Raw genomic sequence first — 12,806 nt, 5'->3', positions numbered from 1 at the left:
CACGCTATGGGTAGCTGATTGACACCAACAACAAGGAGACGGACATGGCTTTGAAAAAAGTGGTGCTGGGCATCTTGGCAATTTCAGGGGCTGCCGCCGTGGGCGGCTGGTTCAGTCTGGACAAAGAGACACGCGGGCTGCTGGCCACAGTGCCCACTAATCGCGATGTACTGTTCTGGACCGAACCGCAACGCGACGCCGCCTTTCGCGCGCTGGACCGCATTCCCTTCCTGGCCAAGGTGAATGTAGTGCCAGTCAGTGGCACCCCCTCCCCCTTGCCGCAAGGCGAGCCTCTCAAGCTCAAAAGCGATATAGACGCCTACATGGCAGGCCAGCGCAGTGCCGCACTGCTGGTGCTACATGACGGCAAGCTGCGCCTGGAACGCTATGGCCTGGACTTTGATGGCTCGGGCCGCTGGACCAGCTTTTCCGTTGCCAAATCGTTCACCTCTACGCTGGTGGGCGCAGCGCTGAAGGACGGATTCATTAAAAGCCTGGACGACCATGTCAGCATCTACATTCCCGATCTCAAGGGCTCTGCCTACGACGACGTCACCGTACGCCAGTTGCTGACCATGACCTCGGGCGTAAAGTGGAATGAAGACTATGCCGACCCCAACTCGGACGTAGCCAAGTTCAACAGCCACCAGCCAGAGCAAGGCATGGAAGCACTGGTGAGCTACATGCGCCAGCTTCCGCGCGAGGCGCCACCCGGCACCCGCTGGCTGTACAGCACGGGCGAGACCAATCTGGTGGGCACGCTGGTACAGCAGGCTACCCAAAAGCCTTTGGCCACTTATCTGGCAGAGAAAGTGTGGGGCCCTGCAGGCATGGAGCAGCAGGCCACCTGGCTTCTGAGCAAAACCGGCAAGGAGATTGGCGGCTGCTGCGTGCAAGCCTCGCCACGCGACTACGCCCGCCTGGGCCAGTTCATACTCAATGGTTCGCAGGTCAACGGCCAGAGCATCGTGCCAGACGACTGGTGGAGTGAAGCGACCACCAAGCACGCCGATATTGGCCTTGCGGGGCGCGGCTACGGCTACCAGTGGTGGACCTATGACGACGGCAGCTACACAGCACGCGGCATTTTTGGTCAGGGCATCTTCATCGATCCCCAGCGCAAACTGGTGATCGTGTCCAACGCCAACTGGGCAGGCGGTGCGCGAGACCCCGTGGCCAGCGAAGCACGCGAGAACTTCTACCGCGAGGTAAAAAACGCCATCGACCAAGAGGCCGCGCTGCCGGCCAAATAATGGCCGGGTCAGTGGTCACTGCAGCCCTAGGCTTGAATGACTTTTCGCAGTCTCAAGCGCAAGCATGCTTTGCAGTGACCGCTGCTGGCAACTATTGACAGTTACTGGCAGCAGCGGTCACCTCGCTCTTAAAAGAAATCGGTTCAACTCTGGTTCCAGCGCACCGAGCGGCACTTCACAGCCCTCCTCCACGCGTGCAACTTCGCGTTCACAGTCAATGAAAGTGACCAAAGTTGGCCGGGTCTGCCCCCCGGGATACTTGCTCAGCACGACGCGCAATTGCGCACCCGCCCAAGCCGCGCCATCTACCGACCATGTTCTCTCAGGCTGAAACAAGACCTTCGCGTTGCTTGCATTGCACAGCTGTGGAGACGCTACCCAGTGGGTGTTTCTGGCTTCCCATTCTTCGAGCAGCAATGCAAAGCGTCCATCGGCGGAGCCAGAGCTGTGTTCATAAGCCACGGTGTGCACTCCTTGTTGAATCGACCAGAGTTTGCCTAGATAGGCTTGGGCAATCCACGTTGTTTGGTGACTTTTTTGGTGCTTTTTTTGATTTTCTGCTGGATGCTTTTGACAGAGGCCGGTTTGTCGCACCGGCGGGCGAGTAACTTTCTTGTCCGCGACAAGAAAGGCACCCAGCAAGCGCGTCTGCCGACGGCTTCCGGCGGAACTCGCTGCGCGCTTGCAGCGCTCCGCTCAAACAGCCGCCGGAGATTTGGTTTTTATGTTGACCTCACGCGACGCTTACGCACTCGTAGGCAGAGATTCACGCCTTGTGGTTTATGGCAGTGACAGGCCAACAGCCGTCTTTAAAACTGGCCCTGCAACTGTGGCAGTGCTGATGCTAGCAATGCGATGCCCGATACCGTCAGGAGCCCCAGCACAACCTGCCGGAATCGGACTTCACTGATGCCGATATACAGGCGAGCGCCGAGCAGCGTGGGCACCAGCATTGCCGGTGCCACCACTGCAAATAACGGGAGCATGTCCTTGGTCACCAATCCTGTGGCGCCATAGCAGCCCATCGTCACCAGTAGCATCGACAGGTTGAAGTTTTGGATCACCGCACGCTGCTCATCCTTGTCGAAGCCACGCAGCGTGCACCAAAGGGTGGGCAGCGTACCCGTGAAGCCGCCAATGCCCCCCATCACGCCACCTGCCAGACCCACAGCGCCATCGGCTAGCCGGCCCCCAGATTTGATGTGAGGCAAATTCTTCGCCATCAACATTGCCGGGCACCACACAACGAGCAGCATGCCCAATATCGCCTTGAACCAGTTCACGTCAAGTTGAGGAAGTAGCAGAACACCTAAGGGTACGCCTGCCAGACCACCCAGCACGAACGGCAGTAAACGCTGAATCTCGAAGCCTCGCCGCACTGTGACGGCCGCAATAATCTGCCCGGTCAATGCACCGAAAACCGCGAGTACAGCGGCCAAGCGCGGCTCAAGCGTCCAAGCCCAAAATGACATAGCGACCAAACCAAAAGCAAAGCCAGACAGCCCTTGGACGAACCCCGCGACCACAGCGCCTAGTGCTACTACAAAATAGATTGAATGCATGCTTTTCCACTCCGTCTATTAATTATGGAGAGGCTAAATAACAAAATCATTTGGTTTTAGTATTGCTCCATAACTATTTTCTAATGAGACTATGACTGCTTCCAATGAACTGCTTGCGCGTTTATCTTCACGGCTCAAGATGCGTCACCTGACACTGCTGCAACTGATCGCGCAACATGGCTCGCTGACTCGCGTGGCAGAGTACATGGCGACCAGTCAACCTGCAGTAACACACGCACTGGCCGAACTGGAAGCAATGTTCGGTGCCCCCCTTTTTTTACGCTCTGCGCGCGGCATGACACCCACGGCACTTGGGGAGGTGGCACTCACTCGCTCGCGGTCCATGCTCAAGGACCTTGGGCACTGGGTGTGCGACATGGAGTCTGCTGGCGTCGGTCGCGCGGCCCACTTGCATGTGGGCGTGATTCCGTTCATCCCCGGCCGGCTACTGGCTGCAGCCATTGCCCGCACGCGACCACAGGACCGCAGCATTACGGTGACGATCCATGAAGGCACAAGTGACCATCTGCTCGAACTATTACGTGGACATGAGCTGGACTGCGTGATTGGCCGTACATCGGCCATCCTATCGATGGATGGTTTAGTGCATGAAGTGCTATACCAACAAGAGCCACGTCTGGTGGCACATCGGCGCTTGGCAACTCGATTGGGCCGAAGCCCACTATCTTGGCCGCAGCTGGCACAACTGGACTGGGTGCTAGGGCAGCGCGATACCCCAATGCGCGAGCAGATCACCGACTTTTTTCTACGCTCGGGCGTAACCCCTCCGGCTCCCATCGTGGAGAGTCTTTCCGCGAAAGTTATTGGCGAGTTGATTGCAGCCAATGAGCGGGCTGTTTCCATCGTCCCTGCAGACGTCGCTGACGAATTGGCCCGCTTGGTAGGTGTGGGCGTAACAGCACACCGTTTTGGCTGGACGCTGCCGCCTGTCACGTTGTTTCGCAGGGCCGAGGAGTCCCTGCGTGAGGCTGATGCGGTTTTCGCTCAGGCACTTCGCGAAGTGTGCAAACCTGCTACGTGACAGATGAGGCACGGTCTTCACCAGAGTGAACTTTGAGCGGCAGCTTTCGAGAATCCCTGATGGCCGCTTAGCGGCGGCCAGAGCTGGATGCCGCCAGTGGGCAAGTGACCATTTCGATGGGGCACAGCCTTGTTTAAGCCAAAGCAGCGCTCCTATGCTCTTGAGATGTTTGGCTCAGATCAGTCGTACATCCTGCACGCAAGGAGCCCCATCAATCGTGTAGAGCTTGTCACCAAGAATGGGGGAGAAGCATTGTTGGTTGCTGAATTGAACCCTTCAAATGCTGCGTCTTCATTCATCTCGTTACCCAAAGAGGGCGAGAACAAGAATGCAGAGCATCTTCGGCAAGAAATCGCCTTTCGGATTGGAGTTGCTGGCAGAGGGTTTCTCGGAAACACAATGTTTGCTGCACAACTAAAAGACTGACGCTAGCTCGGTTGCTACAGGATGAGCACCAATGGCTGGGTGGATTTGCGACTGTCGCAGTCCGGCCAGAAGCAGTCCATGAGCTTGGACTACTGAATCTCAGAAGAACGCAGACATTTATTTCGCATGAATAAGGATGTTGCCCTCTACACCCGTCCGCACATCTGCACTGCGGTGCTGTTTAATACAAGCGCTAACTCGCTGTCAGAGATGTTTAGCTGACTTGCGTTTTCAGTTATACCCACTCCTAAAACTATTTAGATTTCAGAAGATATGCATGTCACGCTTCTCAAAGCAGCTGATGCGGTGATGTATCGAAGGCTGATGCTGCAAGCGTATGAGCTTGCAGCAGACGCTTTCACTTCCACCGCTGAAGAAAGAGCTGCAGAACCCGATGCTTTTTGGATTAAGCGCGTGGCTGATCCCACGGGTTTAGAAGCTGCGTTTGGCGCATTCGATGACCATGATCTCGTTGGAACGGTTGCTCTGCAGTTCTCGGAAAAGCCTAAAACCAAGCACAAAGCGAAGATCATTGGCATGTTCGTTGACTCAAAAGTCAGAGGATTGGGCATAGGCCGTGCCTTACTCGAAGCAGCCATAACCTACTCTGAAGCGAAGGAAAGCATCCGTCAACTCACTCTTACGGTCACCGAAGGCAATGAACCTGCAATAAGTCTCTACCAATCCATGGGGTTCCAAGTGTTTGGGCTTGAGCCTATGGCCATCCTTACTCCAGATGGCTACAAAGCCAAGGTTCACATGTGGCGTTCGCTTCAGCGCAACATAAGACCCAGTCTTAACGAGTCATTCGGTTGACCTCTGTCGGAGTTCATCACAGCGACATTTGACATCAAGAAAAGTGCTGAAGGTATGTCCGCTTTGGGTCGTTAGCGACTGCCGCAAACGGTCAGAAGCTGTCGTCCGGGAGTTAACCGCGAACAGCAGATCTAGACTAGCGCTGACGTAGGGGCTTCAACTCCGAATCTTGGCGGCAATCAACAGCTGAACTTGATGGACTCTGGCTGCAATCTCCAAGAATTGGCATTCAAGGTTTTCCGCTGCCCTTGTCGGAGGCGACCCCGACCCACCGCCTTGACGACGATTCACCGTGCCTTCAGGCAAAATCCAGATGATTGGACCAAGCCTGGCGTCAGGTCTGCCGGGAAGCCCACCTTGAAGAATGGAAAAGCATCAATGTCACTGACGAAGAAGGGCGAGTTCTGGTACGGGACGACGTCCGGCGACACGCAAGCCGAACTGCGCAGCTACAGCGTTGCGAATCGCCATGAGGCCGTCCGGTTTGCCTCGTCCAAATGCGATTGCGGGTGCCGGACTTTTGCGCTGCAGACCGATGAAGAAGCCGGCGTGGCTATCCGCACCTGCTCCGACTGCGGGCAAGAACACCTGATGGGCGACAGCGCGGACTACGTTGAAGAGGCCACCCCCGAGGCGCACCAGTGCGTGTGCGAGAACGAGGTGTTCGAGCTGATGTCCGGCGTCTCCGTGTACAAGGGCACACATGACGTGCGCTGGTACTACATCGCTTGCCACTGCGTGGAATGCAATCTGGTTGGGGTCTTCGCAGACTGGAAGTGTGAAGCTGGTGATGCGGCGGCCTTCCTCGCCAAGGTATAAGCGCGGCCCCTTGATCCTGCTCGCAGGATCAAGGGGCCGAGGAGTGTCATGAGGTGGTTGGTGGACTTGCCTGTATCAATGACAGCAATCGATGCGCAGCAGACATTTGCCGCCGAGGCACGAACGACTGCAATCGGTCGTAAGCAGTCTCTAGAACATCTCCGTTTCAATGACCAAAGCGCATGCGTCGCACGTTGGCTTTGTAGAAGTCCTTCATATTTGCGGCGGTTGTTTGAGCAGAGTGACGAAGGAACGCCGCGAGTTCCGCCTGACAAGCCCTCTGCAAGCGTCGTCTTTTCTTTCCCCGTTTTCTTTTGACGAAGCAAAAGAAATCGGGTCACCGCTGGTCGACTACCGGCCTCGGACAAGAGTGCAACAACAAACAATTAAAAAGAAGCACGAGCCATAACTACTAACGCATGCCATACAAGCGCTAGAGCCCAAAAGCAATCATCCATAAAAAAGGCCCACAACCTAAGCTGTGGGCCTTCGAGCCAAACCTGAAAGATTTAAAGCCAGCTTTCCAAAAGCAGCCCGCTCAATGCACGTGCGCAATATCCGGAATCGCCGCCATCAAATCCTTGGTATAGGCGTGTTGCGGGTCATCCAGCACCACCTGTGCATCACCTACTTCCACCAGCTTGCCCCGCTGCATGACGCCAATGTCATCACACATGTGGCGAATCACTGCGAGGTTGTGGCTGATGAGCAGATAGGTCAGGCCAAACTCGTCCTGCAGATCACGCATCAGGTTCAGCACCTGTGCCTGCACCGATACGTCCAGCGCTGAGGTGGGTTCATCACAGATGATGAACTCGGGCTGGCTGGCCAAAGCACGCGCCACGGCAATGCGCTGGCGTTGGCCGCCAGAGAACTGGTGCGGGTACTTGGTGACGTCGTCGGGCTTCATGCGCACACGACGCAGGGCTTCCTGGACGCGGGCGGCGGTTTCTTCCCTGGTCTGCGTGATGCCCAGCACCACCAGCGGTTCTGCAATCAGTTGCTCCACCGTCCAGCGCGGGTTCAAGCTGGCATACGGATCTTGAAAGATCATCTGAAACCGGCGGCGCATGGCCACGGTTTGCGCCGCAGGGCTCCACTTGTCCACGCCATCAAACAAAATGGTGCCGCTGGTCGGCGGCGTCAGGCCTGCCACCATGCGTGCCACCGTGGATTTACCCGAGCCAGACTCGCCCACCAGCCCAAAGGTGGTGCCTTTGCGGATATTGAAGCTGACGTGGTCAGCGGCCTTGAGGATTTTCTTTTCCTCGCGCGCCAGCAGGCGGGCCAGCCAGCCAGAGGACAGGTCATAGTCCTTGCACAGGTCTTTGACCTCTACAAGTGGCCGAACGCTTGCGTCGCTAGCACCAGCTGCAGCTTCTTTCGGCGTCCACGGCACCGCTTTAGCCACTGGCCCACCGCCAACCTCGGGTACCGGCAGGCGTTCTACCCGCTGATGCACGCTGGGAATGGCGGCCATCAGCACCTGCGTGTAGGGGTCACGCGGGGCATCCAGCACCTGGCGCACCGCACCGGTTTCCAGCACACGGCCGTGGTACATGACCATGACGCGATCGGCCGTTTCGGCAATCACACCCATGTCGTGCGTGATGAGCATGGCAGCTGCGCCGCGCTCTTTGCAGACCTTGCGCAGCAGCGCAATGATTTGTGCCTGCACCGAGACGTCAAGCGCCGTGGTGGGCTCATCCGCAATGATGAGTTCTGGCTCGGCACACAGGGCCAGTGCAATGGCTACGCGCTGGCGCATGCCACCGGAGAACTGGTGCGGGTACTGGGCCATGCGCTCTTTGGCGTGCGGAATTTCCACCTCTTGCAGCAGCGCCAGGGCGCGGGCTTGGGCTTCTTTTTCTGACACGGGCAGGTGCGTGCGAATGGTTTCTACCAGATGGTCGCCCACGGTGTAGACCGGGTTCAGGCTGGTCAGCGGATCTTGAAAGATGGTGCCAATGCGCTTGCCACGAATGCGGCGCAGCTCTTCCCCCTGCAAGTTGTCGATACGCAGGCCGCGCAGCTCTACCGTGCCGCTGGAGATGCGACCGGGCGCTTCAATCAAGCCGGTGACGGCAGAGCCCGTCATGGACTTGCCTGCGCCCGACTCCCCCACCACGCCGAGAATTTCTCCGGGCCAGATGTCAAAGGAGACATCGTGCAGCACATGCACGGGGCCTTTGTAGGTATCAAACGTGACGCTGAGATTGCGCACCCGCAGCACGGCAACCGCATCAGGCACGGGGTTGTGTGTGTCTGTTGTCATGTTCATTGCAGCTTGGGGTTCAAAGCGTCGCGCAGCCAGTCGCCGACGAGGTTTACGGACAGGGCCAGTGCCAGCAGCACCAGCGAGGGGAACAGCAAAATCCACCATTCACCCGAGAACAGGAAGCTCTGGCCGATACGGATCAGTGTGCCCAGCGACGGCGCAGTGGGCGGCAGGCCCACACCCAGGTACGACAGCGTGGATTCGGCCACGATGGCGTGCGCAAAGCTGATGGTGGCAATCACTAGGATGGGGGCCAGCATATTGGGCAGGATGTGCTTGGTGAGGATGGCGGTTTGCGAGCGGCCAATGAGCTGGGCGGCCAGCACATAGTCTTTCTGCTTTTCCACCATGACCGCACCCCGCACCGTGCGCGCGTACTGCACCCAGTCAGACAGGCCAATGGCGACGATGATGACAAACACGGCCATGTCATCGCGGTAGCCCTCGGGCAACAAGCCACGGGCAATGCCAAAGATCAGCAGCGCCACCAAAATGACCGGGAAAGTCAGCTGCACATCGGCAATGCGCATCAGCAGCGTGTCAAACCAGCCACCGGCATAACCGGCAATCAGGCCCAGAGGCACGCCAATGATGAGCGACAGCGCCACGGCAGCCACACCCACAAACACCGACATGCGCAGGCCATACAGGATGGCCGAGTACACGTCGCGGCCCTGATCGTCAGCGCCCAGCGGGTAGAACATCTCGCCCATGCCCTGGCTCCAGGGCGGGGTGAAGGCATCCATCAAATCCAGGCTGCCCGGATCAAACGGGTTGTGCAGTGCCAGCAGCGGCGCGCAGATGGTGGCCAGCACCAGCAGAGCCAGCACAGCGGCAGCCACTTGCACCAGGCGCGACTTGGCAAAGGCGCGCTTGACTGGCGAGTCGCTGGCTTTCCAGCCCGTGGGCAGCGCCACGTCTTGTTTCACAGATTCAGTCATTGCTGCCCCCTTATTTCTTTCGCAGGCGGGGGTCCACCAGCACATACAAAAAGTCCACGAACAGATTGATCACCACGTACAACAGCGCAATGAACATCAGATAAGCCGCAATCAAGGGCACATCGACACCCTGCACCGAGGAGATGAACAGCAAGCCAACGCCGGGCCACTGGAACACGGTTTCCGTCACGATGGCAAAGGCAATCAGCGAGCCAATTTGCAGACCCGCAATGGTGATGACGGGAATGAGCGTGTTGCGCAGCGCGTGGCCAAAGTACAGGCTCTTTTCATGCAGACCGCGCGCGCGGCCAAAGCGGATGTAGTCCGAGCGCAGCACCTCCAGCATCTCGGCACGCACCAGGCGCATGATCAGCGTCATGTTGTAAAAGCCCAGCGTGATGGCCGGCATGATGAGTGCGGCCCAGCCCGAAGCAGTGAGAAAACCCGTTTGCCAGCCCCCGATGTCGACCGTCTCGCCCCGGCCAAAGGAAGGCAGCCAGCGCAGCTCGACAGCAAACACGTAAATCAGGCCGATACCAATCAAAAACGTGGGCAGTGAGACCCCGACCAGCGAGACCGTCATGATGGAGCGACTGAGCCAGCCATCTTTCTTGATGGCGGTATAGACCCCCAGAACCACGCCAATGAGCAGTGCAAAAAAGGCCGCAGTCATTGCCAGCTCCAGAGTGGCTGGCAGGCGCTCGGCAATCACCTCGGCCACGGGGCGCTTGAGGCGGTAGGAGATACCCAGATCCCCCTGCACGACCTTGCCCACATAGGCCAGGTATTGCATGGGGACGGATTTGTTAAAGCCCAGGTCTTCAACCAGGGCTGTGCGTTCTTCCAGCGTGGCGTCTTCGCCTAACAAGCTGATGGTGGGGTCACCAATATGGCGAAACACCATGAAGGAAATAAGCGAGACGGCCAGCAGTACCAAAACTGACTGGCCCAGTCTGCGCAGCAGATGGACCAGCATGTTGTTACTTCGCGTTCTTGTTGAGCTTCATGTCCTTGAAGTGCACCACGTTGTCCGGGTGCACGGGAACGTTGATGGCTTTGATGGACGCGAAATGGATGACCTGGTCATGCAGCGGGATGTAGAAACGATCTTTCTGCACCACATCCCAGATTTGCTTGATGGTGGCGTTGCGCTTGCCCACATCGCTTTCTGAAGACAGCGAGATGATCTTGTTGTCCAGATCGGCATTGCTGTAGTGGGTGGCGTTTTGTGCGCCACGGCCTTCCTTGCCACGGGTGGCCACCAGGAAGTCAAAGATGTATGCCGAGTCGTACGTTGGCACGCCCCAGCCGTACAGGTAAAAGTCGCTGTCGGCATTCACGATGGACACGCTGTGCTGCGCAATGGGGCGCGATGCCACTTCGGTCTTGATGCCTACGCGGCCCAGGAAGCCGGCAATGGCGGTACTGATGGCCTCGTCATTCACATAACGATCGTTGGGGGTGTGCAAGGTGATGGTGAAGCCGTTGGGGTAACCCGCTTCTGCCAGCAGTGCCTTGGCTTTGGCAACGTCAGCCTTGGGGTAGGCGGCCATGGACTTGTCGTAGCCATTGACAAAGGATGGGGCCATTACGCCCGAGGGGTTGGACAGGCCACGCATGACCGAGCGCTTGATGGCGTCGCGGTCAATTGCCAGCTCCATGGCATGGCGCACCTTGGGGTCGGCCAGCGGGTTCTTGCCCTTGACGTTGCTGGATTTGAGCTCTGGCGATCCCACATTCAGCCCCAGAAAGATGGAGCGGTTTTCCGGGCCTTCGTTGATGCGCAGCTTGCTGTCTTGCTTGAGGCGCGCTACGTCTTGCGCGGGAATGTCCTGTGCAAAGTCCACTTCACCCGACAGCAGTGCGGCCACGCGGGTGGCTGGCGACTTGATGGGCAGATACACCAGCTCTGTTACTTGCAGCGCGTCTTTGCCCTTGCCCCAGTAGTTGGGGTTTTGCTTCATGACGGTCTTGCTGTCCACCTCGCGGCTGGCCAGTGTGAAAGCGCCAGTGCCGTTGACGGCACGGGTGGCACCATTTTCAGTCTTGCTGGTGGCGTCCTGGGTGTCCACAGCGCCGTTGGCCTTGGCCCACTCTTCATTCATGATGAAGATGTTGGTCAGGTTGTTCGGGAAAATGGGGTTGGGGCCTTTGGTCTTGACCTGCACGGTCAGGTCATTCACGGCTGTGATGGTGTCCACCGATGCCAGCAGCGACTTGACCTGCGCATTGGGGCCTTTGGCGCGGTTGAGCGAGAAGACCACATCCTTGGCAGTCAGCGGCTTGCCGTCATGGAACTTCACATTCGGGCGGATTTTGAATTCCCAGACCGTGGGGTCGCTGGGCAGCAGCTTCCACTCGGTGGCCAGCAGCGGCAGCAACTTGCCGTCGTTGGAGCGGTTCAGCAGCGTCTCATACATCTGGTGCATCAGCACAAAGTTGGTACCTGTATTGAACACATGCGGGTCGAGCGTGGTCACATCGGCCGATCGCGTCCATCGAACGGTTTCAGCTTGCGCCAGCGTGGCCGTGGAAAGCAGGCCTGCGGCCAGCAGGGCGGTGCCCAGGGTCTTCAAAATCATGTTTGTCTCCATCTTCATAACGAGGTGAAAGGTTGCCTGTATGCCACGGACTGCGCGAATGCCGCCCTAGGGTTTGCCTTGGCAAGCAAAAATCAGACCGCTTATCGGCGCTACTGTTTTGTGTACATGTTTATAGCGCGACCCTTCAAGCTTCACGCAATAAGCTCATGCATTTATCTGTCTTCACGCAAAAAACCTTGTTTTCCTAAAACAGACAAGCTATGCAAAGAATGCCGGACAATGCTGGCTTTCACTGCCTGTCGGCAGATGCTTTGTTTGTTGAATTCAGGCGCCATTGGTGCCCCTGCCGCATGCACGCTACCCGCATCATCGCCATCCGCCATGGCGAAACTTCCTGGAATGTTGACGCTCGCATTCAAGGTCATCTGGACATTCCTCTCAATGACATCGGCCTGTGGCAAGCCCAGCGCACGGGCGAGGCGCTGGCCCACGAGCACCTGGATGCCATCTTCAGCAGCGACTTGCAGCGCGCCCTGAGCACCGCTCAGGCAGTCAGCCAGACCACGGGCTGTGCGGTGCAGCCCGACACGGGCCTGCGCGAGCGCTGCTTTGGCAGTTTTGAGGGCCGAAGCTTCAAGGACATTGAGGCCGAGCATCCCGAACAAGCGCTGCGCTGGCGCAAGCGTGACCCCGACTTTGTGCCCGACGGTGGGGGTGAGTCGCTGCACATGCTGCGGGGCCGGATCCAGCACACCGTTGACCGGCTGGCGGCGCAGCACACTGGCGGCCAGATTGCGCTGGTCGCCCACGGCGGGGTGATGGACATTCTCTACCGTCTGGCCACACGCCAGGATTTGCAGGCACCACGCTCCTGGGAGCTGGGCAACGCAGCCATCAACCGCTTGCTGTGGACACCGCAAGGCCTGACGCTGGTGGGCTGGGGCGATGTCTCCCACCTTGCCAATGCGTCACGCGACGAATTTGTCAGTTAAACAAAAAAAGAGCTGCCAGCGCTTATGAGCGCTTTTTTTCAGATAGTTTTCTATCTGAAACGTAGAGCTGTAAAGCGTTTGTTGCTCTTTTTTATGCAGGTCGATGTGCTGTCCTGCCACTGACCAGCCACTGC

General features: G+C 57.9%; 12 protein-coding genes. 6 read left to right on the top strand and 6 right to left on the bottom strand.

From position 1 onward, the window contains the following. The first annotated feature begins 44 nt into the window (after positions 1-44). Complete coding sequence (locus tag IB213_RS01900) at positions 45-1,253, top strand: serine hydrolase (RefSeq protein WP_192405219.1); 1,209 nt, start codon at positions 45-47, stop codon at positions 1,251-1,253. A 117-nt stretch (positions 1,254-1,370) separates the two neighbouring features. Here IB213_RS01900 and IB213_RS01895 read toward each other — a convergent pair whose 3' ends face one another. Then, complete coding sequence (locus tag IB213_RS01895; protein ID WP_192405218.1) at positions 1,371-1,895, bottom strand: hypothetical protein; 525 nt, start codon at positions 1,893-1,895, stop codon at positions 1,371-1,373. Between the two features lie 167 nt (positions 1,896-2,062). Then, a complete protein-coding gene (locus tag IB213_RS01890; RefSeq protein ID WP_192405217.1) occupies positions 2,063-2,815 on the bottom strand; it encodes a sulfite exporter TauE/SafE family protein in 753 nt (250 codons plus the stop codon). A gap of 91 nt (positions 2,816-2,906) precedes the next feature. Here IB213_RS01890 and IB213_RS01885 point away from each other — a divergent pair, with 91 nt between their 5' ends. The 4 genes from IB213_RS01885 (at position 2,907) to IB213_RS01870 (ending at position 5,918) form a co-directional block, all read left to right on the top strand. After that, positions 2,907-3,857: a LysR substrate-binding domain-containing protein gene (locus IB213_RS01885; RefSeq protein ID WP_192405216.1), complete on the top strand. Its 951-nt coding sequence runs from the start codon at positions 2,907-2,909 to the stop codon at positions 3,855-3,857. A 129-nt stretch (positions 3,858-3,986) separates the two neighbouring features. Next, positions 3,987-4,283 carry a hypothetical protein gene (locus tag IB213_RS01880; protein WP_192405215.1) on the top strand — a complete coding sequence of 99 codons (297 nt, stop codon included), beginning with the start codon at positions 3,987-3,989 and terminating at the stop codon, positions 4,281-4,283. Between the two features lie 273 nt (positions 4,284-4,556). Continuing rightward, a complete protein-coding gene (locus IB213_RS01875) occupies positions 4,557-5,099 on the top strand; it encodes a GNAT family N-acetyltransferase (protein ID WP_192405214.1) in 543 nt (180 codons plus the stop codon). Positions 5,100-5,477: 378 nt separating this feature from the next. Beyond that, positions 5,478-5,918 (top strand): hypothetical protein, encoded by a 441-nt coding sequence (locus IB213_RS01870; protein WP_192405213.1) that lies wholly within the window; start codon positions 5,478-5,480, stop codon positions 5,916-5,918. A 538-nt stretch (positions 5,919-6,456) separates the two neighbouring features. Here the strand turns inward: IB213_RS01870 and IB213_RS01865 are convergent. The 4 genes from IB213_RS01865 to IB213_RS01850 are packed head-to-tail and all read right to left on the bottom strand — an operon-like array spanning position 6,457 to position 11,719. Continuing rightward, positions 6,457-8,193: an ABC transporter ATP-binding protein gene (locus IB213_RS01865; protein WP_192405212.1), complete on the bottom strand. Its 1,737-nt coding sequence runs from the start codon at positions 8,191-8,193 to the stop codon at positions 6,457-6,459. A gap of 2 nt (positions 8,194-8,195) precedes the next feature. Then, entirely contained in the window at positions 8,196-9,137 is a 942-nt protein-coding gene (locus IB213_RS01860; RefSeq protein WP_191722652.1) for an ABC transporter permease, read from the bottom strand. 10 nt (positions 9,138-9,147) lie between these two features. After that, positions 9,148-10,113, bottom strand: a complete 966-nt coding sequence (locus IB213_RS01855; protein WP_191722651.1) for an ABC transporter permease — start codon at positions 10,111-10,113, stop codon at positions 9,148-9,150. 4 nt (positions 10,114-10,117) lie between these two features. After that, positions 10,118-11,719 (bottom strand): ABC transporter substrate-binding protein, encoded by a 1,602-nt coding sequence (locus IB213_RS01850; protein WP_192405211.1) that lies wholly within the window; start codon positions 11,717-11,719, stop codon positions 10,118-10,120. Positions 11,720-12,030: 311 nt separating this feature from the next. Between IB213_RS01850 and IB213_RS01845 the strand changes: the two genes are divergently transcribed. After that, the gene (locus IB213_RS01845; protein ID WP_192405210.1) at positions 12,031-12,672 is read left to right on the top strand and encodes a histidine phosphatase family protein; all 642 of its coding nucleotides are present in this window, start codon (positions 12,031-12,033) and stop codon (positions 12,670-12,672) included. Positions 12,673-12,806 lie beyond the last annotated feature (134 nt).

Origin of the sequence: Comamonas sp. CMM02, from assembly GCF_014851485.1 — a bacterium.
GTDB classification, from domain to species: Bacteria; Pseudomonadota; Gammaproteobacteria; order Burkholderiales; family Burkholderiaceae_C; genus Comamonas; species Comamonas avium.
This window is presented reverse-complemented; position numbering and strand designations above follow the sequence as displayed.

What these genes read in the sequence shown, in the direction of transcription:
- IB213_RS01845 (WP_192405210.1), top strand. Translation starts at nt 12,031, where the DNA reads ATGCACGCTACCCGCATCATCGCCATCCGCCATGGCGAAACTTCCTGG.
- IB213_RS01850 (WP_192405211.1), bottom strand. Translation starts at nt 11,719, where the DNA reads ATGATTTTGAAGACCCTGGGCACCGCCCTGCTGGCCGCAGGCCTGCTT.
- IB213_RS01865 (WP_192405212.1), bottom strand. Translation starts at nt 8,193, where the DNA reads ATGACAACAGACACACACAACCCCGTGCCTGATGCGGTTGCCGTGCTG.
- IB213_RS01860 (WP_191722652.1), bottom strand. Translation starts at nt 9,137, where the DNA reads ATGACTGAATCTGTGAAACAAGACGTGGCGCTGCCCACGGGCTGGAAA.
- IB213_RS01890 (WP_192405217.1), bottom strand. Translation starts at nt 2,815, where the DNA reads ATGCATTCAATCTATTTTGTAGTAGCACTAGGCGCTGTGGTCGCGGGG.
- IB213_RS01900 (WP_192405219.1), top strand. Translation starts at nt 45, where the DNA reads ATGGCTTTGAAAAAAGTGGTGCTGGGCATCTTGGCAATTTCAGGGGCT.
- IB213_RS01885 (WP_192405216.1), top strand. Translation starts at nt 2,907, where the DNA reads ATGACTGCTTCCAATGAACTGCTTGCGCGTTTATCTTCACGGCTCAAG.
- IB213_RS01855 (WP_191722651.1), bottom strand. Translation starts at nt 10,113, where the DNA reads ATGCTGGTCCATCTGCTGCGCAGACTGGGCCAGTCAGTTTTGGTACTG.
- IB213_RS01875 (WP_192405214.1), top strand. Translation starts at nt 4,557, where the DNA reads ATGCATGTCACGCTTCTCAAAGCAGCTGATGCGGTGATGTATCGAAGG.
- IB213_RS01870 (WP_192405213.1), top strand. Translation starts at nt 5,478, where the DNA reads ATGTCACTGACGAAGAAGGGCGAGTTCTGGTACGGGACGACGTCCGGC.